Consider the following 25,608-nt stretch of genomic DNA (forward strand, 5'->3'; position numbering starts at 1 on the left):
CAGGCGGAAGCCGGTCTCTCTTTTTTAAAACTAAGCGAACCTTTGGAGAGGGGAAGCACTCGGTATGCAACCGATCATTAATCCGCAGGTAAAAGAGATTCAAATTTCGGGTATCCGTAAAATTGCGAATAAAGTCGCGGCAATGCCGGACGCACTGGCCTTAACGATGGGACAGCCGGATTTTCCGACGCCCGCCCATATTGTGGAGGCCGCGCAGAAAGCGCTCCAGGCAGGCAGGACGGTGTACACGCCCAATGCCGGACTCCCGGAGCTTAGAAAAGCCGCGGCGGACTTTGTCGGCTCCAAATACGGACTGTCCTTTGACGGGAGCAGCGAAGTCATCGTGACGACGGGGGCAAGCGAGGCGCTCGACATTACGCTAAGGACTATTTTGACGCCGGGAGCGGAAGTTATTTTGCCCGGGCCGATTTATCCGGGCTACGAACCGCTGATTCGGCTGTGCGGGGGAGTGCCCGTTTATGTGGACACGCGGCCTTACGAGTTCAAGATGACCGCAGCCGCTCTGGAGCCTCATTTGACGGAGCGAACACGCTGCGTCGTTCTCGGCTATCCGAGCAATCCGACGGGGCAGATCATGACCAAGGCGGAATTGGCCGAGCTGGCAGCTCTTCTGGGAAGCCGAAACCTCTACGTTATTTCCGATGAGATTTACAGCGAGCTGGTGTACGGAGCCGAGCACGCTTCGATTGCCGCCCTGCCGGGCATGAGAGAGAAGACGATCGTAATCAACGGTTTGTCGAAATCCCATTCCATGACCGGCTGGCGGATCGGCTTTACGTTTGCACCGGAAGCTTTGACCCAGCACATGGTCAAGGTGCACCAATACAACGTCACCTGCGCAAGCTCCATCTCGCAGTATGCGGCTGTCGAGGCGCTCACCGCGGGCCGTGACGATGCTCTTCCGATGCGCCAGGCCTACGAGAACAGGCTGGAGCACGTATACGGCCGACTCCAGGCGATGGGACTGGAAGCCGTTAAACCGCAGGGAGCTTTCTACCTGTTCCCTTCCATTGCCCGGTTCGGGCTAGGTTCGGAACAGTTTGCTTACAGGCTGCTGGAAGAGCAGCGGGTCGCGGTCGTTCCGGGAGACGCGTTTTCACCGCTGGGCGAAGGTTACATCCGGCTGTCGTACGCCTATTCGCAGGAGGTGCTCGACGGAGCGCTGGACCGGCTGGAGGCCTTCATCCGCAAGCTAGACCGGAGCTGATCTCCCGCCGCGTGCCTATAAAAAATCCCCTTTATCCGACCCGCTGCCTGGCAGAGGGGAGATAAAGGGGATTTTTTTAACCGGACTGTGCGGATTTCCAGCGGAGGTAGCTGTCCACCGTCCGGATGGCTACACCGATGGCTCTTTCATCGGGTTCGATGCGGGCGTGATGGAGGCCGTAAGGCGTTTCGGCGCCCAGCCAGAACATAAAGCCCGGGATTTTCTCCAGGAAATAACCGAAATCTTCCCCCGTCATCGCCTCTGTACATTCGTACAGGCGGACGGGGATCAGCGGCTCCGACCAGGAGGAAGGGCTGTCTGCTTGCGCTTGGCTGGCTTCGGCAGGTTCCGAGCCGTTAACGGTGCCGGTTGCGGATTTGTCAGCTAAGGAACCGTCAGACACGCCGGCTTCAAGAGCCGTATCTGTTTTTTTCAGCCAATCCATAAATTCCAGCGTCAGCGCTTCATTGTTATACACTTGAAGATAATTGGAGCCCCAATCAATGGCCGCCGTACAGTCGTAGGAAGATTCGATACCGCGAACGATTCCTTCGATTCTCGCTTTAATCAGCTGCATGGATTCGGCGGAAAGCGTGCGGATCGTGCCTTCCAGCCGGGCGTTCTCGGCGATGATGTTCTGCTTGGTGCCCGCACTCATTTTGCCGATCGTGACAACGGCCGAATCGAGAGGATTGATGTTGCGCGACACAATCGTGTGAAGCTGCCCGACAAGCTGGGAAGCGGCGACCACCATGTCGTTGGAGAGATGCGGATACGCCGCGTGGCCTCCCCTGCCCTTAAGGTCGATAAATAGCTCGGACGTATTGGCGAACAAGATCCCGGGTTTGACCGCGATGGTGCCCACGGGATATTCCGGCGCGATATGAAGGCCGACCATCTGCTCCGGCATCCAGTCGCTTAGCTCGGCGGACGCCAGCATAGGGAGCGCTCCTCCGGGACCTTCTTCCGCGGGCTGGAACACGACGACGAGATCGTCTTTCATCGGGCGCTGCGCGAACTGAGTCACTAGGCCGGCGCCGATGGACATATGCACGTCATGCCCGCAGGCATGCATATATCCGGGGTGCTCGGACCGAAACGGATAGCCGGTTTCTTCGGGGATCGGCAGGCCGTCCATATCGGCCCGGTATCCGAAGCGTTTGGAAGGATTCGTCCCTTTGATATACACCAAAATGCCGGTGCGCCACGTACGGATTTTCATCCGTTCCTGTGGAAGAGTTTCCAGATAGTCGAGGAGCATGCGCTGGGTTTTAAATTCCTGGAACCCCGGCTCGGGAATCCGGTGAAGCTCGCGCCGCAGTTCAATAAACGGGCTGGTCACAGTGGTTCTCTCCTTCTTTCGTTAAATGTAAGTCCGCAGGATTGAAAAAGGGCCCGGCGCCGGAAGCGCTGGGCCAAACAGCAGCGGCAGTCCGCCTGCCTTCAGGAAGGATGCGCGCGTGCCGGTGTTGTTCTTTTTATGTACAAGCGGAGCGTGAACGGAAAACCCGCCGGGTTTACAGCTCGCGAAGCTCTTTCAGAATTTCCGTTTTGGATTTCGTTTTGTCGTCGACTTTCTTGATGACACGGGCAGGCGTACCGGCTACAACCGTGAATTCAGGAACATCTTCCACAACAACGGCACCCGCGGCCACGACGGAACCTTGACCGATGCGTACGCCTTCGAGAATAACGGCGTTAGCGCCGACAAGTACATCGTCTTCGACTACGCAAGGCTGTGCGGAAGGAGGTTCGATTACTCCGGCTACAACCGCCCCGGCACCGATGTGGCACATGTTGCCGATTTGAGCGCGTCCGCCGAGGATGGCGTTCATGTCGATCATCGTGCCTTCGCCGATGGAAGCGCCGATATTGATAACCGCGCCCATCATAATAACGGCGTTGTTGCCGATGGAGACTTTGTCGCGGATGATGGAGCCGGGCTCGATACGCGCGTTAATGCCTTTCAGGTCAAGAAGAGGAATGGCGGAGTTGCGGCGGTCGGACTCGACTACATAATCTTCTATGTTCTGCTGATTGGATTCGATAATGGCCTGGATATCCGTCCACTCGCCGAACAGGACACCGCTTTTACCGGAAATGAAAGATTGGATGCCCGTTCCGAAATCAACGGCTTCCAGGTTTCCTTTTACATATACTTTCACGGGTGTCTTCTTTTGGCTGGTCTTAATAAACTGGATAATTTCTTCGGTATTCATCTGTGTCATACTTCCACTCCTCCTGGGGTACGTTATCTTTATCATCATAGCAGATGAAAAGCGCTTACGCGATAGATTGTCCGAAAAAACGACAGGATACGCAGGACAGAGACAAAATAACGGGGGCAAACACACGGGAAAATGCGTAAAAAGCATGTTTTTTTACGGTTGACTTCTTTTGTCGAAAGTGGGATAATGGGCTTCAAGTGAATAGGGTACCTTTAAAATCAGTCCAGAGAGGCTGGCAAGGTCAACGTTTAAGCAGGAGCAGACTCCGGGGGAGAGCGTATTGCGGCGATTAGCTGCAACTTCCTTCGGTTCCAAGCACCCGTCTGTTTCTGCACATGCGCTAACCTTCTTGCCTTCGGAGCAAGGAGGTTTTTTTATGGCCGAAATTCGAGAAACGCGTACCCGACAGAAGGAGGCAGTCGACATGAGCGAGCATATGCATGTGCTGCTGGATGAAATGGCAGTAAGAAGGGCTCTGACCCGGATTGCCCATGAAATACTGGAGAAAAACAAAGGGGTCGGCAACTGTATGCTGATCGGAATCCGTACACGGGGCATCTACCTCGCCCAGAGGGTGGCGGAGAGGATTCAGGAAATCGAAGGCGTTCCGGTTCCGGTCGGGGAGATCGACATTACTTCCTACCGCGACGACCGGGTGAAAGTGCGGTCCGTGGATACGGTGCCCGGCGGAGACAATCTGAACATTCAGAGCAAGAAAGTCATCCTGTTCGACGATGTGCTCTTTACGGGCCGCACGGTGCGGGCAGCCCTGGACGCCCTGATTGACCTCGGAAGACCGGAGATGATCCAGCTTGCCGTACTCGTAGACCGGGGACACCGGGAACTGCCTATCCGGCCCGATTACGTGGGCAAGAACGTGCCGACATCGAAGCTCGAGAAAATCGAAGTTCACCTGACAGAAGTAGACGAACACGACCGAGTGGTCATTATCCAGCAGCAGAGGGGGAACGAATGATGGGAGCCGTTAAATCACGCACAGCGAACCATTTCATCGGTCTGAAAGGGGTCAGCGCTTCTGAAATTAAAGCGATCCTGGACCGGGCGGATTTCTGGGAAAAGCATCCGGATAAAGTGACGAGCCGGTTGAAGGGCACCTTTGTTTCGAATCTCTTCTTTGAGAACAGCACGCGGACCCGCTTTTCCTTTGAAATGGCGGAGAAAAGACTGGGAGCCCAGGTGCTGAATTTTTCCGCGGCGGAATCGAGCGTACAGAAAGGCGAGTCGATTTACGACACGGTCCGGACCCTCGAATCGATGGGAATCGACGCGGGAGTGATCCGGCTGAAGCCGGTCGGTCTGCTGGCCGAGCTCGCGGAGAAGATCAGCGTCCCCTTGATCAACGCCGGGGACGGAAACAACGAGCATCCGACGCAGGCGCTGCTCGACCTGTACACGATGCGCAGCCACTTCGGCGAATTGCGGGGGCTCACCGTCTCCATCATCGGAGACATTCTGCACAGCCGTGTGGCCCGCTCCAATCTGTGGGCACTCCGGGAGATGGGAGCGAACGTGAAGTTCTGCGCACCTGCCAACATGCAGGCACCTGAGCTGTCCGCTTACGCTCCGTACGTATCGATGGAAGAAGCGCTGCAGGCTGACGTGGTCATGATGCTTCGGGTCCAGCTGGAACGGCACGAGAAGGGCATGATCTCTTCGGCGGAAGAATACCGCGCCAAGTACGGGCTTACGATGAACCGGCTGCAGCAGATGCCGGCGCACGCGATCGTCATGCATCCGGCTCCGGTCAACCGGAACGTGGAGCTTGACGACGAGCTGGTGGAACACGCCCGCTCCAAGATTTTTACCCAGATTCATAACGGCGTGCCTATCCGCATGGCTGTAATCGAACGGACACTCAGCTAAAGCAGGCCGGCAGGGAACGGTGGGAACGGTAAGAGCAGCCGGAAACGGCTTGGACAAGTTGAACTTATAAATTCAGAAGCGGCAACTGCGAGTGCAATAACCGCTTTTCTATAGAGGAGAGGACAACGGCATGGGAATGTGGATCTTAAACGGAAAAATGCTGGACGCCTCCGGTAAGGAAACGACGGGGCATGTGCTGGTGGAAAACGGCAAAATCGCGGCGGTCACAGCCGGACAGGAGCAGCCGGACACCACCGGACATGAGGTTATAGAAGCGGCGGGCAAGCTGGTTTCTCCGGGTTTTATCGATATGCACGTGCATTTGCGGGAACCGGGTTTCGAACATAAAGAAACGATAGCTAGCGGAACGCGGTCGGCTGCCCGGGGCGGGTACACCACGATCGCCTGCATGCCGAATACGAAACCGGTAATCGATACCGTCGAAACGGTCAAGCTCATTCAGGGAAAAGCGGAAAACGAAGGAAACGGCGTGAAAGTTCTTCCTTACGGATGCATCAGCCGCAATCAGCTCGGCCGCGAACTGACCGATTTCGAAGCCTTGAAAGACGCCGGAGTCGTGGCGTTTACGGATGACGGAGTCGGGGTGCAGAGCGCCCAGATGATGAAAGACGCGATGAAGCGGGCGGCTGAACTCGGCATGCCGATCGTCGCTCACTGCGAGGACGAGACGCTGGTAGCCGGAGCTCCGGTTTCCGAAGGGACGTTTGCCGATAAGAACGGGCTGAAGGGAATTCCGAACGAGTCGGAGGCGATTCATGTAGGCCGCGATATCCTGCTTGCGGAAGCGACGGGCGTTCACTATCACGTCTGCCATGTGAGCACGGAGCAATCCGTACGGCTGATCCGGCTGGGCAAGCAAATCGGCGTGAAGGTGACGGCTGAAGTTTGCCCGCATCACCTGCTCCTCTCCGAAGAAGATATCCCCGGTATGGATGCAAATTGGAAAATGAACCCGCCCCTGCGCTCGAAACGGGATGTGGATGCGGTGATCGAGGCGCTGGAGGACGGCACCATCGATATCATTGTGACCGATCACGCGCCGCACAGCGAGGAAGAGAAGGCTAAAGGCATGCAGCTTGCGCCTTTCGGCATCGTAGGCTTCGAAACGGCCTTCCCGCTGCTGTATACAAAGTTTGTCGCGACAGGCAAATGGTCGCTGGGCTTCCTGATCGAACGGATGACTTCCAAACCGGCCGAAGTGTTCGGACTGGAAACCGGACGGCTGCAGGTCGGAAGCGACGCGGACCTTACGCTGGTCGATCTGGAAACCGAAAAAGAAGTGGATCCGGCGGCATTTTTGTCCAAGAGCCGCAACACGCCGTTCACGGGCTGGAAGCTGAAAGGCTGGCCGGTGCTGACAATGGTCGGAGGCAAAATCGCCTGGACGGAAACAAACGAATAGACAACACGAAACATATAGAGAAGGAGCTGAGGGGCATGAAGGCAAAGGCAAGACTGCTGCTGGAAGACGGAACGCTTTTTACGGGTAAATCGTTCGGAGCCGAAGGGGATTCGGTCGGCGAAGTAGTATTCAATACGGGAATTACGGGTTACCAGGAGGTACTTTCCGACCCGTCCTACTGCGGACAAATCGTGACAATGACCTATCCGCTGATCGGGAACTACGGCATCTCGCGGGATGACTTCGAGTCCGTGAGACCGTTTGTCCACGGGTTCGTCGTACGCCGGCACGAAGAGGCGCCGAGCAACTGGCGCGCGCAGTACACTTTGGGCAACCTGCTCAAAGAATACGGCATTATCGGCATCAGCGATATCGACACGCGCATGCTGACCCGTAAAATCCGCCATCACGGCGTTATGAAAGGTCTGCTGACGACTTCTGACCGCTCGGTTGAAGAACTGAAGGAAATGCTGCAAACGACTCCGCTTATGACCACGCAAGTATCAACCGTATCGACGCCGCATGTATTCAGCGCGCCGGGCAACCGCGAGCGTGTAGTCCTTGTGGACTTCGGAGCGAAGAGCGGAATTGTCCGCGACCTGACGAAGCGCGGCTGCGACGTGGTTGTCGTGCCTCAGGACTCGACAGCGGAGCAAATTATGCGCCTTGCGCCGGACGGTGTGCTGCTTTCCAACGGCCCTGGGGACCCTAAAGACGTTCCTCATGCGGTTGAAACCGTCCGTCAGCTTCTGGGTCAAGTGCCTGTCTTCGGAATCTGTCTGGGTCATCAGCTGTTTGCCCTGGCCTGCGGCGCCGACACCGAGAAGCTGAAATTCGGCCATCGCGGCGGCAACCATCCGGTGAAAGATCTCATTTCCGGACGCTGCTACATCACTTCCCAGAACCACGGCTATACCGTAAAAGAAGAATCCATCGACGGTACGGACTTGACCGTTACTCACATCAACAATAACGACCGTACGATCGAAGGACTTAAACATAACCAGTATCCGGCATTTTCGGTCCAATATCACCCTGAAGCGGCTCCGGGACCTTTCGATTCGAGCTACCTGTTCGACGATTTCCTGACTATGATCCGCTCGCATCAAACCGACAACCCGCAGGCTCCGCGTCAAGCGCAAATGCTTGCCGCCTGGAAAGCCGAGCAGTCTGACAACACGTCGAAAGGAGAACTTCACTATGCCCAAAAATGAGAAGCTCAAAAAAATTCTGGTGATTGGATCCGGACCGATTGTCATCGGCCAGGCTGCGGAGTTTGACTATGCCGGCACACAAGCGTGCCAGGCTCTTAAAGAAGAAGGTTTTGAAGTTGTCCTGATCAACAGCAACCCGGCAACAATCATGACCGATACAAACATGGCCGATAAAGTATACATCGAGCCGATTACGCTTGATTTCGTTACCCAGATTATCCGCCAGGAGCGTCCGGACGGGCTTCTTCCGACACTCGGGGGACAGACGGGTCTGAACATGGCGGTTGAGCTTGCACGTGCAGGCGTCCTGGAACAGGAGAACGTGAAACTGCTCGGCACACAGCTAACGGCTATCGAGAAGGCCGAGGATCGTGACTTGTTCCGCGATTTGATGCGCGAGCTGGAACAGCCGGTACCGGACAGCACCATCGTAACGACCGTGCCGGAAGCCGTGGACTTCGCTAACGAAATCGGCTACCCGATTATCGTACGTCCGGCTTACACGCTAGGCGGTACGGGCGGCGGAATCTGCCACAGCGAGGAAGAACTCGTGGAAACCGTGGCATCGGGTATCCGCTACAGCCCGATTTCACAGTGTCTCGTCGAGAAAAGCATCGCGGGCATGAAAGAAGTCGAGTACGAAGTCATGCGCGACGCCAACGATAACTGCATCGTCGTCTGCAACATGGAAAACTTCGACCCTGTCGGCGTTCATACGGGAGACAGCATCGTCGTGGCTCCGAGCCAGACGCTTTCGGACCGCGAGTACCAGATGCTCCGCTCGGCATCGCTGAAAATCATCCGCGCGCTGAACATCGAAGGCGGCTGTAACGTTCAGTTCGCCCTGGATCCGTTCAGCTTCCAATATTATGTCATCGAAGTAAATCCGCGCGTAAGCCGCTCTTCGGCGCTCGCTTCCAAGGCGACAGGTTATCCGATCGCCAAAATGGCCGCTAAAATCGCAATCGGCTACACGCTGGATGAACTCGTTAACCCGGTTACCGGCCAAACATACGCCTGCTTCGAGCCGACGCTCGATTACATCGTTTCCAAAATTCCGCGCTGGCCGTTCGATAAATTCATCAACGCCAACCGTAAGCTGGGGACGCAGATGAAAGCGACGGGCGAAGTGATGGCGATCGGCCGCACATTCGAAGAATCGATCCACAAAGCGATCCGTTCTCTGGAAATCGGCGTACACCGACTGTTCCTGAAGGAAACCGATCTGCTGGATCAAGAAACTCTTGAGCTGCGCCTGCAAAAGCCGGACGACGAGCGTATCTTCCTGCTTGCCGAAGCTTTCCGCCGCGGCTACACCATCGAACAGCTTCAAGACTTGACCAAAATCGACTGGTGGTTCCTGCACAAGCTGGACGGCATGATCCGGTATGAAGAGGAAATCGCCGCGGAAGAGTTTGATGACGAAGTGCTATACGACGCCAAACGGATGGGCTTCACGGATCGTGCCATCGCCGAAATCCGCAGTCTCGCCGGCCGCAGCACATTCGTCAAAGAAGCGGAAATACGCGAGTACCGTCTGAACCGGAACATCAAACCGGTCTATAAAATGGTAGATACCTGTGCCGCGGAGTTCGAAGCGACTACACCGTACTACTACTCCACCTATGAGATGGAAGACGAAGTGCTGGAAACCGATAAGCAAAAGGTGGTCGTTCTTGGCTCCGGACCTATCCGGATCGGTCAGGGAATTGAATTCGATTACTCCACCGTCCATGCGGTATGGGCCATCCAGGCTGCCGGTTACGAAGCGGTCATTATCAACAATAACCCGGAGACGGTTTCCACCGACTTTAACACGTCGGATCGTCTGTACTTCGAGCCGCTCTTCTTCGAAGATGTCATGAACGTTATCGAACGCGAGAAGCCGATCGGCGTCATCGTCCAATTCGGAGGCCAGACGGCGATCAATCTGGCTGCTCCGCTCTCCAAAGCGGGCGTACGCATTCTGGGCAGCGACCTGGAAAGCATCGATAAAGCCGAGGACCGCAAAAAGTTCGAAGCTCTGCTTCGCAAGCTCGATATCGCACAGCCGCCGGGCGGTACGGTTACTTCCGTGGACCAAGCGGTCGGAACGGCTGCGCAGTTCGGTTACCCGGTGCTTGTCCGTCCTTCCTACGTGCTCGGCGGGCGCGCTATGGAAATCGTCTACTCCGATGAAGAACTTCTCAGCTACATGGAGTACGCGGTGAAAATCAACCCGGAACATCCGGTCCTGATCGACCGCTATATGCTCGGCAAAGAAGTGGAAGTCGACGCGATCTGCGATAAAGAAACGGTACTCATTCCGGGTATCATGGAACATGTAGAGCGTGCAGGGGTTCACTCCGGCGACTCTATCGCGGTCTATCCGCCGCAGTCTCTTTCGGACGCGATCAAAAATCAGATTATCGATATCACGACAAAAATCGGACTTGAACTTCAAGTCGTCGGTCTGGTCAACATCCAGTTCGTTATCCATAACGAGCAGGTGTACGTGATCGAAGTGAATCCGCGCTCCTCGCGTACGGTTCCGTTCCTGAGCAAGGTGACGAACATTCCGATGGCCAATGTGGCTACTCGGGTGATCATGGGGCAGAAACTTACCGAAATGGGCTACCAGAGCGGCCTTTGGCCGGAAGATAACTTCGTCTCGGTCAAGGTGCCGGTATTCTCCTTCGCCAAACTGCGCCGTGTAGATACGACGCTCGGACCGGAGATGAAATCGACGGGCGAGGTTATGGGACGCGACGTCAACTTTGCGAAAGCTCTTTATAAGGGGCTCATCGGCGCAGGAATGAAAATTCCGGCTGCGGGAGCCATCATCGCTACCGTCGCGGACAAAGACAAGGAAGAAGCCGTGGAAATTTTCGGCGGATTCCAGCGGCTCGGTTACAAAATCATCGCGACCGGCGGCACGGCTCAGGTGCTCGAAGCCGCGGGCGTTCCGGTTACGACCGTAAATAAGCTGAGCGAAGGCTCGCCGAATATTCTGGATCTGATCCGCAGCGGGGAAGCGCACTTTGTCGTCAACACGTTGACGAAGGGCAAAACGCCTCAGCGCGACGGATTCCGCATCCGCCGCGAAGCGGTGGAAAACGGCGTCGTCTGCATGACTTCGCTCGACACGGTCCGTGCTCTGCTTCATATGCTCGAAGCGATCAACTTCTCGTCCCGCTCTATGCCGGTATACGCGTAAGCGGACGGGTTCAAACCAAATCAGGGGATGTGCGCATAACCGGCCCGCAGAGGCCGGGAGCGTAACATCCCCTCCTTATGAACGCAGGAATGAAACAAGCCATATGAGAGGGGAATGCCGGATGGAAACCGCAAGAGCACAATCTGCCGGACGGATCATGGTAGCGCTCGATTTTGCTTCAGCAGCCGAAGCGGAGACGCTCATTCAGGAACTTCGGGGAATTCCGTGTTACCTAAAAGTGGGGATGCAGCTGTTTTACGCAGCCGGGCCCCGTTTCGTAGCGCGCTTGAAGGATGAGGGCTACAACGTATTTCTGGATGTGAAAATGCATGATATCCCGAACACGGTCAAAGGCGGCTCCGAAAGCGTGACGCGCCTTGGAGTGGATATGTTCAACGTCCATGCTGCCGGAGGCGTCAAGATGATGGAAGGCGCCCTGGAGGGTGTGGACAAGGCCCTTGGCGGAGGCACGGCGAAGCGTCCGCAGGTCATTGCGGTCACACAGTTGACCAGCACCGGCCAAATGATGCTGAACGAGGAAATCGGCATTGCCGGCCGGGTGGAGGATGCAGTCGTCCGTTACGCGCGTCTGGCTCGCCAGGCGGGGCTGCAGGGTGTCGTCGCGTCACCGCTCGAAGTGTCCGCCGTCAAGGAAGCGTGCGGCACCGATTTTATTACGGTGACTCCGGGAATCCGGCCCGCCGGGGCGGCGTTGGGCGACCAGAGCCGGGTCATGACTCCTGCCGAAGCTTTCGCGGCCGGAACCGATTATGTGGTAATCGGCCGTCCGATAACGGCCGCACCGGATCCGCGCCAGGCGCTGGAACAAATTTTGGATTCGCTGGAGAGCTAAGATAAGCCTCTCATAATATAAACGCAAAAACTTTTATACACAGGAACGGAGTGATTGGATATGAACACAGCGCAATCCACAGAACGTGAAATAGCGGCTTCCCTGCTTAAGATCGGAGCGGTAGCTTTGCGTCCGCACGAGCCTTTTACCTGGACATCCGGAATCAAATCGCCGATCTACTGCGATAACCGTCTGACAATGTCGCACCCCGAAATCCGCGATGCTATCGCAGAAGCGTTTGCGGCCAAAATCCGCTCGGAATACCCGCAGGCCGAAGTAGTCGCAGGCACGGCGACGGCCGGTATACCTCACGCGGCATGGGTAGCCCAGAAACTCGGGCTTCCGATGATTTACGTGCGGGACAAGGCCAAAGGCCACGGCAAGCAAAACCAAATCGAGGGCGCTTTGGCAGCAGGGCAGAAGGTCATCGTGATCGAAGACCTGATCTCGACAGGCGGAAGCTCCCTCAAAGCAGCTCTGGCCGTCAATGAAGCCGGGGGTCAGGCGCTGGGTGTACTGGCTATTTTCTCCTATCAGCTGGACAAAGGCATTCAGGCGTTTGCCGAAGCCGGCATTCCGCTGGATACGCTGACGAACTATTCCAAGCTGCTTGAAGTAGCCGTGGAACAAGGGGTCATCGCTCAGGCAGATCTGGAGCTGCTCCGCTCCTGGCGCGAAGACCCGGCTTCCTACGGCGTGTGAAGCGGTAAGGTAGGCAGCAGACAAGTCGGGACCGCGGATCGAGATAAACCGAAGTCCCGTGAGCATCTGCCGGCATAAAGCCGGAATCAGGCCAGCATACGCCGCGGCGCTGACGGGGATCTGGGATAGGCGCTTCCTGAAGCAGAAGGAACTGTCCGCGGTGACCACCGCCACGTGACGATATGGCGCATTGGGAGCTGTTCGCGGTGCGAAACCTGATCCAAACAAATAGACCTCCATCCGCCGTATTGCGGCGTTGGAGGTCTATTTGTTTGGGGCCAAATCCTTGTTCACGGCTGCGGCATGCTCCACCGGTAAGGCCCATCCGATTGGAGCGGTTTACCTGAGTTATACGATACAAGCAGCGCCGCGCCGGTTGCCTACTGGCTGCCTCAGCCTACGCGTTTGCCCATAATGATCAGGTCCCGCTCGATTCCGTCCAGCTCGGCGATCCGCGGAAGCTCGGCCCATCTGGCGAAGCCGTAACGGTCGAAGAGGGCAAGGCTGTGCGCGTTGTGCCCGAAAATAAAGCCGAGTACGGTTTTAATGCCGAGCTCCGGACAGGCGGCGATGGCTTTCTCCAGAAGATAACGCCCCAGACCGCGGCCGCGGCACTCTTCATCAAGGTAAATGCTTACCTCGGCGGTGCCGTTATAGGCAGGACGGCCGTAAAAAGACTGGAAGCTCAGCCAGCCCCAGATCTTGCCGTCCTTTTCAAGTACCCAGATCGGGCGGGTTTCCGGATTGTGCTCGGCAAACCAGTTTTCCCGGCTCTGGACGGTCACCGGTTCAAGGTCGGCCGTAACCATTCTTCCCGGGATGGTTGAATTGTAAATGTGTACGATGGCGGGGAGATCCGCCGGTACAGCGTCTCTGAGCTTGTAAGTATCCTGCTGCATACCTGTTCCTCCGTTTTCGAGTGCGATGATTTAATTTTATCATGGTTAACGGAGTTAGGCCGCATTTTTTATTGGCTCGCCAGCTTTTCCCAGAAGCCGCAAACGGCCTGCAAGCCCTTGTCGAAGTTGTCCAGATCGAAATGCTCGTTGGGAGCATGGAGATTTTCGTCCGGAAGCCCGAAGCCCATCATGACGACCGGAGCCTGAAGCAATCGTTCGAAAACGTCCACGATCGGGATAGAGCCGCCGCCCCGGGTGAGCGCCGTTTTCTCTCCGTAGGCCTCTTCCAGCGCCGCCGAGGCAGCCACCATAACCGGATGGTCGGCAGGTGTCAGGAAAGGGTTGCCCTGCAGCACTCTTTTGACCGAAGCCTTCAAACCGGCCGGTGTGTGGGCCGCTACATGACGCTCAATCAGCTCGAAAATTTCATCCGGGCGCTGATCCGCAACGAGACGGCAGGCAATTTTAGCGGATGCGCGCGCCGGAACGATCGGTTTAATGCCTTCACCGGCAAAACCGCCGCTTATTCCCGTTACCTCCAAAGTCGGCCGCGCAGTCGTACGTTCGGTGAACGTATACCCTTTCTCGCCAAAGAGCTCAGAGAGACCGAGGTCCTCCCGGATCTTCGTTTCATCCTGCGAGACGCGGGCCAGTTCGCCGCGTTCCTGTTCAGTCAGATGGATGACACGGTCGTAAAAGCCCTCTATCGCGACGCGGCCTTCTTGGTCGTGAAAGGAATCCAGCAGGCCTGCGAGCGCATGAACGGCATTCGGCACGCCGCCGCCGTACAAGCCGGAGTGGAGATCGTTTCTGGCCGCGAGTATTTCAATCTCGACTCCGGCGACTCCGCGAAGCCCGTAAAGCAGGGCGGGTTTGCCCTTCTCCAGCATGGGCGTATCAGAGATCACGATAGCGTCCGCTTTTAGCTTCTCCGCATGCTCTTTTACGAACGGGGCGAGGGAAGGGCTCGTAATTTCTTCCTCGCCTTCGAGAATGAATTTGATGTTCAGCGGAAGGCTTCCGACCGCTTGAAGGAACGTTTCCGCCGCTTTGACGTGAATCCAGAGCTGAGCTTTATCGTCCGTCGCTCCACGCGCATAAATTTTGCCGTCCCGGATGACAGGTTCGAACGGTTCCGATTGCCATTCGTTCAAGGGATCGGCAGGCTGGACGTCGTAATGGCCGTAGACGAGGATGGTCGGTTTGCCGGGCGCATGAAGCCAGTCCCCGTACACAATGGGAAGTCCTGCCGTCGGCATGATCTCCACATTTTCCAGACCGGCATGCGTTAAGGCGCCGGACAGCCATTCCGCGCAGCGGTATACGTCTTCCCTGTGCTCGGACAATGTGCTGATGCTGGGAATTCGGAGCAGCTCTTTCAGTTCTTCAAGATGTCGTTCTCTATGCCGGGACGCATAAGATTCTGTTTTGGCTTTCATGGTGACAGGACTCCTTTTTTGACAATGGGTTAAAAAAGCTTATCCTCATAACTTCCCCATTTCCGCTTAAAATCCTGCAAATTCTTCAATAACGAAAGCAACCGCCGGAACTGAAGCAGGAAAAATAATTTTTTGGCCTAAAAAGAAACTTCCTGGAGATTTAATCGTCTTACTAAGTGGAAACAGGATGGAAATCTTTTCATCCGCGTTTTGTCAACAGGCTTTTCGGCTGTATTTAAATCATGGGTTGAGGTGGAAACTATGCGCAACAAAATGGCAGCACGTGCGACCGCACTGGCGCTGATTTTAACTTTAAGCACAGGAGGAGTGCTTGCGGCGACCCCCGCTGCGGCAGCTTCCGGACAACCGGCTCTGGGCTCGGTGACGGCAGGGGCTTCCGGTTCGTTCGAGCTTCAAAATATCCAGCTGCTGCCGGATCAGGACGGCAATATCGTGACGTTCACGGTCGGCGTCCATAATAAGAGCGCTGCCGATTTATCGCTCGTGGATTACTGGGTCCGGCTCAAAAGCAAAACAGGCCATACATATACGGTTCGATTGATGCCCCAGGACAAAGAAGTGAAGAAGATCGGAGCCAACTCTTCGGGCCAGGTGTCTTACTACGCCAAAGTCGGCAGCGGCGAGAAGCTTCAGGATCTGCAAGTGCAGTTTATCAAATGGGATTTCAGCCAGCCAAACTCCGAGCGCATTCTCGGACAAGTATCCGTACCGGCTTCTTACACGGGAGTGACGCCGACGGGACAAAATGCCGACTTCCAAGTGGGAAGCAGCGAACTGCGCGCCACCACGGAGAAGTTTACAAACGGAAAGAACGAGAAATATTACTTGCCCGCAATAAGCCTGCAGCTTGAAAATATCGGGGGCGCGGCAGTTACCCTGCCGGAAGTCAAATTTTCGGTTCGAACGCCCGAAGGACTTTTGTATCCGCTGGATGCGAAGAACGCCAAGGATTTGAAAATCAGCCCGAAGGAGACGAAAACCGTTCAGCTGTCGGGTGCTATTCCGCTTAAAGCCGGGGATAAGGGCTGGGAGCTTGTCATCACCCGGATCCATCCGGAGCTGAAGTTCAACACGCTGCTGGCCGCTTACCAGCTTCCGGCCGTCAGTAAACCTGCCGGTGGCGAGGCCGGCAAGGAAACGCAGTTTATGAACAAGTCCGGTCTCTATACGGCCAAGCTCGGAGGCATTTACCGTCTTCCGTGGGAAGACCAGGATATTTTGACCGCCAACGTCACGCTGTCGAACAAAGGAGAGCAGTCGCTTCCGATTCCGGATATGACGGCTTACTTTCTGCTGGATAATGCCGTGAAAGTGGAGGCCAAGCTGGTCCGCACGGATAAAGTGATCGGTATCGATCCGGGCTCGTCTCTGTCCGTTGAAGCGCTTGGCAAAATCCCGTATACGTACGCGTTTAAGGAAGTCAAGCTGGTTATCCAGGAAAAAGAAAGCGACACGCAGGTGAACGATCTGCTGGAGCTTACCGCGAAGCCCGATCTGCAGCAGCTGCCTTTTGTGGGATTGGGAGAAAAATACGCCCGCGAAGAAATCGGCCGCAAAGCGGAGTATACGGTTGCCGGAATCAACTCTTACGAGGGCTTGAGCGGGAGCATCGTTTCGGCCGAGCTGGAAATCGAAAATGCGGAGAAACGGTTTGCGCCCGTCACCGGTCTGGTCGCCCATTTTCAATTGAAGGACGGCACCGTATTCCCGGCTTCCGTGTCGGATATCAAGAAAACGGTCGCGCCAGGCGGCAAAGCAAGACTAGACGTATGGGCCGCTCTGCCTAAGGGAACCGATATGGAGAATGTCCGTCTGCTGATCGGTGATTCCGTTGCGCTGGAAACCGGAGGAGGCAAGGATGGTACTGCCCAGCAGCCTGCAAAAACCGACGCTTACGTAAGGCCGGTAACGTTCGCGCTGCCCAAAGAGAACAAAGATGTCAAAGACAAGCTGAAGGATATCACCCTGTTCCCGTATACGGTTTCCTTGAGCCGGATCAATACGGCGATCAACAACGATGTGCTGACGCTGAAGTTCGATTATGATATCCGCAAGCAGCTGTTGACCGAAACGGCGCCGGAAGGACATAAACTCGTTCTCGTCTTTGAAGACTATAAAGGCAACAAATCGTTCGAGAAAGCGTACGAGCTGAAAAACTGGGAGCCGCACGACGGCAAATCGGCCGAGCAGGTGACCGACAACGAGCTGAGAATCGGCAAGAAGGAGAACTTCACCATCCAGCTTCAGGACGCGGAGCTGATCTATAAGCAGCGGTTTCTCGATAAGTTCCATCTCAGCGTCTACCACGAATTCCAGGGACAGCGGAAACTTATGGCCAAGCAAAGCTTTACTTGGTTTACGTATTCGGACTAATTATAGCGATATTAAGGGCTTTTACGGCAAAGGTTCCATCTTCGGATGGAACTTTTTTCATGTTTATCCGTAACTGTTGAAGTGGACACCTCTTTTTTGTCGTCAAAACGGTAGGAGGCAGCGTGAAGGGAAAAAAAGTGTAGAGAAAAAAGTCATTGAAAAAAAATAAAGCCAGTTTATATTTTTTTAACCTTTACCGTTTATGATGGGGAAAGAATGGGTACAGCTGCCAATTTCAAGAGAGATGTTCAATCGGTGCGGAGGAGTAGAGTGGATGAACAAAATGACTAGTTTTTCAATGAAAAACGTGGCGGCGCTTTTTATTATTATGCTGCTGATATTTGCGGGCGGCATTTTCGCCACGACTAAACTGAAGGTGGAAAGCATGCCGGATATTTCGTTTCCGATCGTGGTCATTTCCACCCAGTACACGGCACCGCCGAAAGATGTGCTTGACCAGATTACGAAGCCGCTGGAGAAAGCGGTCGCCGGTTTTGACGGCATCAAAAATTTATCGTCTACGTCGAGCGATAATTATTCGCAAATTACGATCGAACTCGAACAGAACATCAAGCCTAAGGATGCCAAGCAGGATCTTGAGGCGCTGGTTTCGAACGTCAAGCTGCCGCAGCAGGCTGAGAAGCCTAAGGTGCTGACAGAAGGATTCTCATCCCAGCCGGTTTATTACTTGGCGGTATACGGCAACGACGGGATGAACCAGGCGGAGCTTGATAAAATTTACAAAGACACGATTTTACCGGGCTTTAACACGATCAAAGGCATTGACCATGTCGACTCCGTCGGCAACCAGGAAGCGACTCTTTCCATTAAGCTCAATGAAAACACGATCAACAGCTATGGATTGACGCCGACGGATGTCTCGAACAGCATCCGGGCCGCCTTGTCCGCAAGTCCTGCAGGAACCGTTGAATTCAACGGTACGACCCAGATGGTGCGGGTGACGGGTCAGATCGACACGATTTACAGCCTTGACAACCTGACGCTGACCACACCGAAAGGCAGCGTGCTGCAGCTTAAGGATCTCGGCAAAATCGAAGCCATCAGCGAATCCCAGTTTATCACCCGCCTCGACGGCAAAGCGGCCATCGGCGTGCAGCTGTACAAAACGAAGTCGGCCAACGCGGTAAACTTCGCGGACGAAGCCGACGCTTTGATGGCAAACTGGGAGAAAAGCCTGCCGGGCGTGAAATTCAAATCCGTTTATAATTCGGCGGTGGAAATCAAAAAGTCGATCCACGGCATGGTGCAGGAAGGCGGTATGGGCGCCCTGCTTGCCTCGGTTATGATTTTGCTCTTCCTCAGAAATATTCGGATGACCCTCATCGTTTTGGTCTCGATTCCATTATCCATTCTAATCACGCTCTTGATGATGGTGCCGCTTAATATTTCACTTAATATCATGACACTCGGCGGTATGGCTATTGCGGTCGGACGCGTCGTGGACGATAGTATCGTTGTCATCGAAAATATTTACAGCCAGCTTCAGAAAGCCCAGGAACGCGGAGAGTCCGTCATCAAAATGGCTACGGCTCAAGTTGCCTCGGCGATTACTTCCTCGACGATTACAACCGTCGGCGTTTTCGGCCCGATCGCATTCGTAAGCGGGGTTATCGGCGAAGTGTTCCGTCCTTTCGCTCTTACACTGGTCGTTGCGCTTCTGTCCTCGCTTCTCGTGGCGCTGACGGTCATTCCGATGCTGGCGAAGCTTCTTGTGCTGAAAAGCAAAAAACTCGGCAACCACGACGAGAATCATGTGGGCAAATTTGCCCTTGCATACAAAAGAGTCTTGGAGTGGTCCCTGAACAACCGGATCAAAACACTCCTGTTCTCCGGAATTCTCTTCGTTGCCTCGCTTGTGCTGATCGTACCGCAGCTTGCCGTATCGTTCATGCCGGAGGATCAGTCGGCACGGCAGATGATTTTCCAGATTAAGATGCCGAACGACACGTCGATCGAAACGATGGACGAAAAGTCCAAGCAGCTCGAGCAGATGATGAGGGAAGCGAAAGACGCTTCGGGCAATCCGCAGTTTACATACAATGAGTCAATGGTGGGCTACGCATTCAGCAGCGATGTAACGCCGTACCGGACGCTGATGTTTACCGAAGCGAACGAAGGCAGCAACGCCGATCAGGTTATGAAGGCCTACAAAGAGAAAATCTTATATGAGCTTCCGAAAGGTTCAGAGGTCGACGGTTCACTGATTGCCGCGAGCGCCGGCGGAAGCGGCACGGATTTCTCTTACTCCCTGAAAGGCGACGACATGCTGTATCTGAAGCAGGCGGCCGCCCAGGTTAAAGAGAAAATGAAAGAATTCCCCGATCTGTACGAAGTCAAGGACAGCCTCAGCGATTCCAAGACGGAAGTCGAAGTCACGGTCGACCAGAACAAAGCGCGTATGTACGGGCTAAGCTCCGCCCAGGTGCTTGAAATGGTTAACTCTTGGATCGGAGTCAGCAAACTCGGCGACTTGAAGTTTGATAACGTTACTTATGAGACCAAAGTGGAGCTTGATCCCCAGTATAAAAATTCGGTGAATAAACTCGGCACGTTCCTGCTGAAAACACCGACGGGTCAGACGGTTCAGCTGAATGAAATCGCCAAGATCACGCAGATTGATGCTCCTACAGCCATCACCCGTGAAAATCAGACCCAAACGCTGAAAGTAACGGCCAAGATCAAAAGTGCGGATAAAGGCGGAGTCAGCGGCAAGGTGGCTGCAGAATTGAATGCGCTGGAGCTTCCTGCCGGCGTAAGCCGTGAGGTCAAAGGGGTTTCCGACGATATCTCTTCCGGGTTCTCGGAAATGTTCGCTGCCATGGGCGCGTCCATCTTTATCGTCTATCTGGTCATGGTTCTCGCGTTCGGGAACGCCAGCGCTCCTTTTGCCATTCTGTTCTCGCTGCCGCTGGCGGTCATCGGCGGATTGTTCGGCCTCCTGGTCACGGGAGAATCGCTCAACATTACTTCTCTCATCGGATTCCTGATGCTGATCGGAATCGTCGTGACGAACGCGATCGTTCTGATCGACCGGGTACAGCAGCTGCGCGAGCAGGGAGTCGAGGTCAGGGAATCCCTTATCAGTGCGGGGATGACTCGTCTTCGTCCCATCATTATGACCGCGGGAGCGACTGTGTTTGCGCTTATGCCGCTTGCGCTCGGTTTGTCCAAAGGGACCATTATTTCCAAAGGCTTGGCGGTCGTCGTTATCGGCGGGCTCGTCACTTCTACAGTACTTACGCTAGTTGTCGTACCTATCATTTATGAATTGATTGAATCCTTTAAACGCAGAAGTTCGAACGCGTTCCACCGTAAACCAAAGAAAAATAAGGTGGATGCGGTCCCTGCGGCAAAATCCTGAGTCAAGCAAAGAGAAGAGGAGAGTACAACTGATGAAACGTCCTTTAGCTACGATCGTAAAGCAGAGCACGAAACTGGTAGGCATTGTCGCCCTTACTACGGCCTTGGCCGTCGGCTGTTCGAACAAACCGCTGTCTGGTCCGCAAGACACCGCACAGGGCCAGGAATCTCAGATTAAGACCGTAAAAACCGTCAAGGTGACGAAAGAAAAAATATCGGACCCGCTCGAGCAGGTCGCCAATGTCATCTCTTCCGTTCAATTGGAAGTTATTTCGAAAACAGGCGGAGACGTTCAGCAGGTCTATAAAAAGAGAGGCGACATCGTCAAGAAGGGTGAGCTTCTGTTCCGCATTGACCCATCCGATCTGCAATTGCAGAAGGAACAGGGACAGCTCGGTATCAAGAGCGCCCAGGCCCAGTTGAAGCAGGCCAAGGAAGAGCTGGCCAACGCGAAGACGGACCTCGAAAACAACATCGTAAAAGCGGAGCAGGGAATCCGGGATGCCGAGAAGAATTTTAATAAAATCCGTAACGATTATGATGAAGGTACCGTAACGAAGATCCAGCTGGAGCAGGAGGAAACAAAGCTCAACAGCCTCAAGCTTGATCTGAGCACCCTGAAACAGAAGCGCAAAACGCTGGACAATTCGAATTCGCTCGCCGCTGCTCAAGTAGCGATCGAAACGTCCGGCCTGTCTGTCAAGAAAGCGGAACGCGATCTGGAAAATACGGAAGTGAAAGCACCTGTAAGCGGAGTGCTTACGGACTTCCCGGTTGAGGCGGGGATGACGGTCGGGCAGGGATTTAAAGCCGGGGTCATCCAGCAGCTGAATCCGATCCTGATCAGAGCCGATTTGACGGAAGAAGCCGTTAATCTGGTGCGCGACAAGAAAGAGCTGAATTTCTATGTGCCGGGCACGACGGAATTAACGAAAGCTCCGATTAAGTATATTTCCGATGTGCTGGATGCACAGACGAAAGCTTACACGCTGGAGCTGGAAGTTTCAAACGCCGACCAAAAGCTGAAGCCCGGACAGAAAGTTCAGATTCAGCTGACCGATGAGGCGGAGCAGACAGTGGCGGCTATCCCGACGCTTAGTATCGTCAGAGAAGGCAGCGACTCATTTGTCTTCGTTCTGAACGGGGATACCGTTGAGAAGCGCAAAATCCAGCTCGGCCGTTTGAAGGAAACGATGCAGGAAGTGATTTCCGGCGTAAGCGAAAACGAGCAGATTGTCATTTCCGGTCAGCATCAGCTGAAAGATAAAGAAAAAGTCACGACAGCAGCCGCAGCTAACTAACAAAGGAACACATGGAGGAGAATACCGTGAAGAGCCAATGGAAAACTACCGTATCGTCCGTCTTTCTGTCTGCCGCTCTGCTCGCAAGCGCCGTTCCGGCACTTGCGGCAGAACCGGGGAAGCCAGCACCCGCACAAGCATCGGCCTCAGCGCCGACCGCTTATAAATTAACGAACGATCTGCAAGTCGAAATAAAAAGTGTTTTAAACGAAAAAACAGCGGACGGAACCCGTCTGGGTGCCGTTGTCCGCATGAAAAACACCAGTTCGAAAGTTGTACGCGTACCCGAGTACGAAGTGCGCATGAAAACGAAAGACGGCGTGGAACTCCGCTTGCAGGCAAGTCTGGGAAGCCCCCGCTCCATTCAGCCCAAATCCCAGGTTGAGCTTAGCTACCTGGCGACGGTTGACAGCGGAGAAGGCGTAGAACTGAGCGAGCTTCGCTGGGTAGACATCGATGTTTACGTCTATCCGAAAAAAGAAACGCTCCAGCTCAGCGTACCTGTGAGCGATCTAGTGTGGAACGGAACGGAAACGTCCGAAATTCCTTCCGCTTCCGTGAAGAAATGGGGAGAAGCCTTTACCATTCCTTCTTTGCAGACGCCGCTCGAATTCAAAACAACGAGTATCAGCCGCGATACGGTCGGCACGAAAACGAACTCGGTCGTTCAAGTGCTTGTAACGAATCCGTCGACCAAGCGCCAGACCCTTCCGAACATTGCCCTGGAAGGCAAAAGCGGCCTGCAGACGTATGACAGCAACCCATCCGACGCTACGCTAACTGTGGAACCGGGAGAAAAGAAGTACATTCACTTTGTTATACCTACGGAACTGAACACAGAGCTGCAATCTTTAAATGTGGTCACCGCAGAGAAATACATTGACGCGCAGGAGAAGCCGGTCATTTACAGCGTAGGCCGCGTTCATATCATGCTGCCGGCCAAGCAGGCCGATGCCCTGCCGGTTCAGGGAGTTTATGCTTTCGGTGCCTCCATGAAAATGGACCCGCTCAACGAGACGATTCACCCGAACCTGGATGTTTCCCTTGTGGAGCTCCACATGCAGCAAAATGATGAAGACGGTTTTAAAACCGCCATCGCTAAATTTAAACTTACCAATAAATCCGGTAACCCATTGGATGTCCCTGGTTTCGCAACAGATCTTGTCAGCAGAGACGGTTATACGTACAACGGAAACAGACAGGGAACGACCTCTCAGCGCGTGCTTCCAAACGCATCCAATGTCGTAACTTACTCCTATGTACTGCCGACTTCGGAAACAGGAGAAGGGCTTAAAATGGCTTTGTATGAAACTTACGGATTGTACGCTGCTCAGCCGGCTTCGCCAGCACCTGCAACGCCGGTAGCTTCGTATAAATCTCTTCTGACGGCTTACAGCGTTAATCTTCAACCGCAACCGGAGTCGAAGGATGAGCTCAAGCTGTATCCATTGACCGTGAAAGTGAACAACTGGGAGATCTCAGCACTGTATAATCAACAGCAGAACTATAATTATCGTCTGAAGCTTTCCCTGGACATTGAGCAGGAAAAAGATGTACTCATTGACCGTACGTTCTCCCAGCTTCAGTTTGACTTGTACGATAACGGCGGTACTCTTATAAACTCGGTCAAAAGTCCGTTTGTCGGGGAAAACAAGTTGCAAAAAGGCTCCAACACCATTAATTTTGGTGCGGAATCCATGCAGTTGAATTACCCTGTAATGATCAAAGTCTATGAATCCTTCGTCAATGATAAAGGCGAGACGGCGAAGCGTCTTCTGACTACGTTTAAACAGTAATTGAAAAGCTCGGCCACTTCTTCTGAAGGAGCCGTTCGAGTCTTGGCGTGGCTCTTTCCGCCGAACCTCATCTAAAAAAGGCCTTTCCGGTTAAACCGGAAGGCCTTTTTTTATTGAAGCGTTCGTTACCCCTGGAGCGGGAATGAGCGGATAACGGACCATTCGCCGTTTTCCTGTTTTCCGAGCAGTTGAATACTGTCCACATTGAAGGAAAAATCGACCGGCGTGTTTTTTACACTGGCCAGTACGTCGTGCAGCTCATCGGCTCCCAATTTCTGTCCGATGGTCAGATGGGGATGATAGGTGTAAGCTTTTTCCGTATCCACGAGAGGGCCCGTACAAAGCTTGTCGTGAAGATCAATGACCGGTTCCACTTGTTCCAGTGCCAGGTAAATAACGTTGTTAACCGGAAAATAAGAACTGAACCGGTTGAACGTAAGCTGGAATGGAGACACGCTGCGGCTCAGATCTTCCAAATGACTGATGGCAGCCTGAAGCTGTTCTTCGGTCCACTCTTCTTTTTCACGAACCGTAATGTGGGGCGAAATCACCCTATAATAAGGATCGAACCTTTTTCTATAACTGTTGGCAAATTCCTTAATTTCTGCGGATGGAAGAATGGCGATGCCGTACATCATATGGAATCCCTCCCTAAATTATGGTCGACTAGTTCTTATTATACCGTGTTTGTATCCCGCTCACAATTTCATTTTAAGACGATTCATTGTACGCGTATGCCCATACCCGAAAATGTGTGAAGTCATATACTGAACATATCGTGGAAATTTAAGGGGAGAAGACCGTGAAACGACAAGTTCACAGCCGGGAAATTAAAAAGGTCGTTATGCAAAGGCTGGCAGACCGGGGTGCGAGTCTGGAAGACATCGCAGAGATCGTATACGCCATGCAGGAGCCCTATCATCCGGGTTTATCGATGGATACGTGCATGCAGTCCATTCAGGCCGTACTGGGCAAAAGAGAGCTTCAGCACGCGATTCTGGTGGGAACCGAGCTGGATATGCTGGCCGAGCAGAAAAAGCTTACAGAACCGCTCCAAACGATTCTGGACACGGATGAGAGTTTATTCGGATGCGACGAAACGCTTGCGATCGGTTCCGTTTTCGGCTACGGCAGCATTGCCATCACGACATTTGGTTATCTGGACAAGGAAAAGACCGGATTGATCAAACGGCTGGATACGAAGACCGGCGGCGCCGTGCATACCTTCCTGGACGATCTTGTAGCCGCCATAGCCTCGGCCGCATCGGGAAGAATCGCCCATAGAAGCAGGGATGAACTAGAACGGGAAGTACCCGATGAAGATAACGAATATGTGTAAATTGCGCACTTCGATGCTTTTTTATGAAAAATTCCGCTGACCGTGTTGGCCTACAAATAAGCGAATGTCTTTTTGGATATGCTATTTCTAGGCCAATAACATCATCAACGGAGTGAGGACCATGCAGTGGGTATATTGGGTAAAGCTGTACGACAGTAAGTTTCAGGCAGGTGTCCTTGCCAAGCGGATGGAGGAGGACTGGTGGATTTACGGCTACGAATGCCCGTCCGAAGTTGAAGTCTTCAAATCCAAAAAAGGACGTTTCGGTGTCCGTTACTCGATTTACTAAAAAAAGTATTGACTTAACCGTACTTTGTATTGTATATTTATT

Annotated in this window: 19 protein-coding genes; 14 read left to right on the forward strand and 5 right to left on the reverse strand. The window is 54.0% G+C overall.

Annotated elements, in window-relative coordinates:
* Positions 1 to 64: 64 nt before the first annotated feature.
* A complete protein-coding gene (locus tag ACI48J_RS08680) occupies positions 65 to 1,228 on the forward strand; it encodes an aminotransferase A (RefSeq protein WP_405082473.1) in 1,164 nt (387 codons plus the stop codon).
* Positions 1,229 to 1,304: 76 nt separating this feature from the next.
* Here the strand turns inward: ACI48J_RS08680 and ACI48J_RS08685 are convergent, their stop codons facing one another.
* Entirely contained in the window at positions 1,305 to 2,570 is a 1,266-nt protein-coding gene (locus tag ACI48J_RS08685) for an N-acetyldiaminopimelate deacetylase (RefSeq protein ID WP_405082474.1), read from the reverse strand.
* 175 nt (positions 2,571 to 2,745) lie between these two features.
* Complete coding sequence (gene dapD / locus ACI48J_RS08690) at positions 2,746 to 3,456, reverse strand: 2,3,4,5-tetrahydropyridine-2,6-dicarboxylate N-acetyltransferase (RefSeq protein ID WP_009671804.1); 711 nt, start codon at positions 3,454 to 3,456, stop codon at positions 2,746 to 2,748.
* Between the two features lie 424 nt (positions 3,457 to 3,880).
* On the opposite strand from dapD, the gene pyrR reads away from it, so the two are divergent.
* The 7 genes from pyrR to pyrE all read left to right on the forward strand — a co-directional run bounded on the left by pyrR (position 3,881) and on the right by pyrE (position 12,728).
* The gene (gene pyrR, locus ACI48J_RS08695; RefSeq protein ID WP_218228420.1) at positions 3,881 to 4,432 is read left to right on the forward strand and encodes a bifunctional pyr operon transcriptional regulator/uracil phosphoribosyltransferase PyrR; all 552 of its coding nucleotides are present in this window, start codon (positions 3,881 to 3,883) and stop codon (positions 4,430 to 4,432) included.
* Positions 4,429 to 5,340, forward strand: coding sequence for an aspartate carbamoyltransferase catalytic subunit (locus ACI48J_RS08700; protein WP_405082475.1), 912 nt, complete (start codon positions 4,429 to 4,431; stop codon positions 5,338 to 5,340). Before pyrR ends, ACI48J_RS08700 begins: the two co-directional genes overlap by 4 nt.
* Positions 5,341 to 5,470: 130 nt before the next feature.
* Positions 5,471 to 6,763: a dihydroorotase gene (locus ACI48J_RS08705; RefSeq protein ID WP_405082476.1), complete on the forward strand. Its 1,293-nt coding sequence runs from the start codon at positions 5,471 to 5,473 to the stop codon at positions 6,761 to 6,763.
* A gap of 35 nt (positions 6,764 to 6,798) precedes the next feature.
* A complete protein-coding gene (carA, locus tag ACI48J_RS08710) occupies positions 6,799 to 7,977 on the forward strand; it encodes a glutamine-hydrolyzing carbamoyl-phosphate synthase small subunit (protein ID WP_326052851.1) in 1,179 nt (392 codons plus the stop codon).
* Positions 7,964 to 11,173: a carbamoyl-phosphate synthase large subunit gene (carB, locus tag ACI48J_RS08715; RefSeq protein WP_405082477.1), complete on the forward strand. Its 3,210-nt coding sequence runs from the start codon at positions 7,964 to 7,966 to the stop codon at positions 11,171 to 11,173. Before carA ends, carB begins: the two co-directional genes overlap by 14 nt.
* A gap of 121 nt (positions 11,174 to 11,294) precedes the next feature.
* Positions 11,295 to 12,026, forward strand: a complete 732-nt coding sequence (pyrF, locus tag ACI48J_RS08720; protein ID WP_405082478.1) for an orotidine-5'-phosphate decarboxylase — start codon at positions 11,295 to 11,297, stop codon at positions 12,024 to 12,026.
* 60 nt (positions 12,027 to 12,086) lie between these two features.
* Positions 12,087 to 12,728: an orotate phosphoribosyltransferase gene (gene pyrE / locus ACI48J_RS08725; protein ID WP_405082479.1), complete on the forward strand. Its 642-nt coding sequence runs from the start codon at positions 12,087 to 12,089 to the stop codon at positions 12,726 to 12,728.
* 392 nt (positions 12,729 to 13,120) lie between these two features.
* On the opposite strand, the gene ACI48J_RS08730 is transcribed toward pyrE, so the two are convergent.
* Together ACI48J_RS08730 and ACI48J_RS08735 are read right to left on the reverse strand one after the other, a co-directional pair.
* The gene (locus tag ACI48J_RS08730; RefSeq protein ID WP_326052855.1) at positions 13,121 to 13,627 is read right to left on the reverse strand and encodes a GNAT family N-acetyltransferase; all 507 of its coding nucleotides are present in this window, start codon (positions 13,625 to 13,627) and stop codon (positions 13,121 to 13,123) included.
* 68 nt (positions 13,628 to 13,695) lie between these two features.
* Entirely contained in the window at positions 13,696 to 15,066 is a 1,371-nt protein-coding gene (locus ACI48J_RS08735; protein ID WP_405082480.1) for a dipeptidase, read from the reverse strand.
* A gap of 261 nt (positions 15,067 to 15,327) precedes the next feature.
* On the opposite strand from ACI48J_RS08735, the gene ACI48J_RS08740 reads away from it, so the two are divergent.
* The 4 genes from ACI48J_RS08740 to ACI48J_RS08755 all read left to right on the forward strand — a co-directional run bounded on the left by ACI48J_RS08740 (position 15,328) and on the right by ACI48J_RS08755 (position 23,938).
* Positions 15,328 to 17,460, forward strand: coding sequence for a hypothetical protein (locus tag ACI48J_RS08740; RefSeq protein WP_405082481.1), 2,133 nt, complete (start codon positions 15,328 to 15,330; stop codon positions 17,458 to 17,460).
* Positions 17,461 to 17,734: 274 nt separating this feature from the next.
* Positions 17,735 to 20,842: an efflux RND transporter permease subunit gene (locus ACI48J_RS08745; protein WP_405082482.1), complete on the forward strand. Its 3,108-nt coding sequence runs from the start codon at positions 17,735 to 17,737 to the stop codon at positions 20,840 to 20,842.
* Between the two features lie 31 nt (positions 20,843 to 20,873).
* Positions 20,874 to 22,142: an efflux RND transporter periplasmic adaptor subunit gene (locus tag ACI48J_RS08750; RefSeq protein WP_405082483.1), complete on the forward strand. Its 1,269-nt coding sequence runs from the start codon at positions 20,874 to 20,876 to the stop codon at positions 22,140 to 22,142.
* Positions 22,143 to 22,168: 26 nt separating this feature from the next.
* Positions 22,169 to 23,938: a hypothetical protein gene (locus ACI48J_RS08755; protein ID WP_405082484.1), complete on the forward strand. Its 1,770-nt coding sequence runs from the start codon at positions 22,169 to 22,171 to the stop codon at positions 23,936 to 23,938.
* Positions 23,939 to 24,063: 125 nt separating this feature from the next.
* Here ACI48J_RS08755 and ACI48J_RS08760 read toward each other — a convergent pair whose 3' ends face one another.
* Complete coding sequence (locus ACI48J_RS08760; protein ID WP_405082485.1) at positions 24,064 to 24,576, reverse strand: 2'-5' RNA ligase family protein; 513 nt, start codon at positions 24,574 to 24,576, stop codon at positions 24,064 to 24,066.
* Positions 24,577 to 24,740: 164 nt separating this feature from the next.
* On the opposite strand from ACI48J_RS08760, the gene ACI48J_RS08765 reads away from it, so the two are divergent.
* Both ACI48J_RS08765 and ACI48J_RS08770 read left to right on the forward strand, forming a co-directional pair.
* Positions 24,741 to 25,277, forward strand: a complete 537-nt coding sequence (locus ACI48J_RS08765) for a phosphatidylglycerophosphatase A (RefSeq protein WP_405082486.1) — start codon at positions 24,741 to 24,743, stop codon at positions 25,275 to 25,277.
* Positions 25,278 to 25,398: 121 nt separating this feature from the next.
* Positions 25,399 to 25,566, forward strand: a complete 168-nt coding sequence (locus ACI48J_RS08770; protein WP_317954947.1) for a hypothetical protein — start codon at positions 25,399 to 25,401, stop codon at positions 25,564 to 25,566.
* Positions 25,567 to 25,608: the final 42 nt, after the last annotated feature.

Origin of the sequence: Paenibacillus chitinolyticus (assembly GCF_045038035.1) — a bacterium.
GTDB lineage: Bacteria > Bacillota > Bacilli > Paenibacillales > NBRC-103111 > Paenibacillus_F > Paenibacillus_F chitinolyticus_A.

Excerpts from the sequence above, each read along its gene's own strand:
- ACI48J_RS08735 (WP_405082480.1), bottom strand. The coding sequence starts at position 15,066 with ATGAAAGCCAAAACAGAATCTTATGCGTCCCGGCATAGAGAACGACAT.
- dapD (WP_009671804.1), bottom strand. The coding sequence starts at position 3,456 with ATGACACAGATGAATACCGAAGAAATTATCCAGTTTATTAAGACCAGC.
- ACI48J_RS08700 (WP_405082475.1), top strand. The coding sequence starts at position 4,429 with ATGATGGGAGCCGTTAAATCACGCACAGCGAACCATTTCATCGGTCTG.
- ACI48J_RS08705 (WP_405082476.1), top strand. The coding sequence starts at position 5,471 with ATGGGAATGTGGATCTTAAACGGAAAAATGCTGGACGCCTCCGGTAAG.
- ACI48J_RS08740 (WP_405082481.1), top strand. The coding sequence starts at position 15,328 with ATGCGCAACAAAATGGCAGCACGTGCGACCGCACTGGCGCTGATTTTA.
- ACI48J_RS08770 (WP_317954947.1), top strand. The coding sequence starts at position 25,399 with ATGCAGTGGGTATATTGGGTAAAGCTGTACGACAGTAAGTTTCAGGCA.
- pyrR (WP_218228420.1), top strand. The coding sequence starts at position 3,881 with ATGAGCGAGCATATGCATGTGCTGCTGGATGAAATGGCAGTAAGAAGG.
- ACI48J_RS08730 (WP_326052855.1), bottom strand. The coding sequence starts at position 13,627 with ATGCAGCAGGATACTTACAAGCTCAGAGACGCTGTACCGGCGGATCTC.
- carB (WP_405082477.1), top strand. The coding sequence starts at position 7,964 with ATGCCCAAAAATGAGAAGCTCAAAAAAATTCTGGTGATTGGATCCGGA.
- ACI48J_RS08760 (WP_405082485.1), bottom strand. The coding sequence starts at position 24,576 with ATGATGTACGGCATCGCCATTCTTCCATCCGCAGAAATTAAGGAATTT.
- pyrF (WP_405082478.1), top strand. The coding sequence starts at position 11,295 with ATGGAAACCGCAAGAGCACAATCTGCCGGACGGATCATGGTAGCGCTC.
- carA (WP_326052851.1), top strand. The coding sequence starts at position 6,799 with ATGAAGGCAAAGGCAAGACTGCTGCTGGAAGACGGAACGCTTTTTACG.
- ACI48J_RS08745 (WP_405082482.1), top strand. The coding sequence starts at position 17,735 with ATGAACAAAATGACTAGTTTTTCAATGAAAAACGTGGCGGCGCTTTTT.
- ACI48J_RS08750 (WP_405082483.1), top strand. The coding sequence starts at position 20,874 with ATGAAACGTCCTTTAGCTACGATCGTAAAGCAGAGCACGAAACTGGTA.
- ACI48J_RS08680 (WP_405082473.1), top strand. The coding sequence starts at position 65 with ATGCAACCGATCATTAATCCGCAGGTAAAAGAGATTCAAATTTCGGGT.
- pyrE (WP_405082479.1), top strand. The coding sequence starts at position 12,087 with ATGAACACAGCGCAATCCACAGAACGTGAAATAGCGGCTTCCCTGCTT.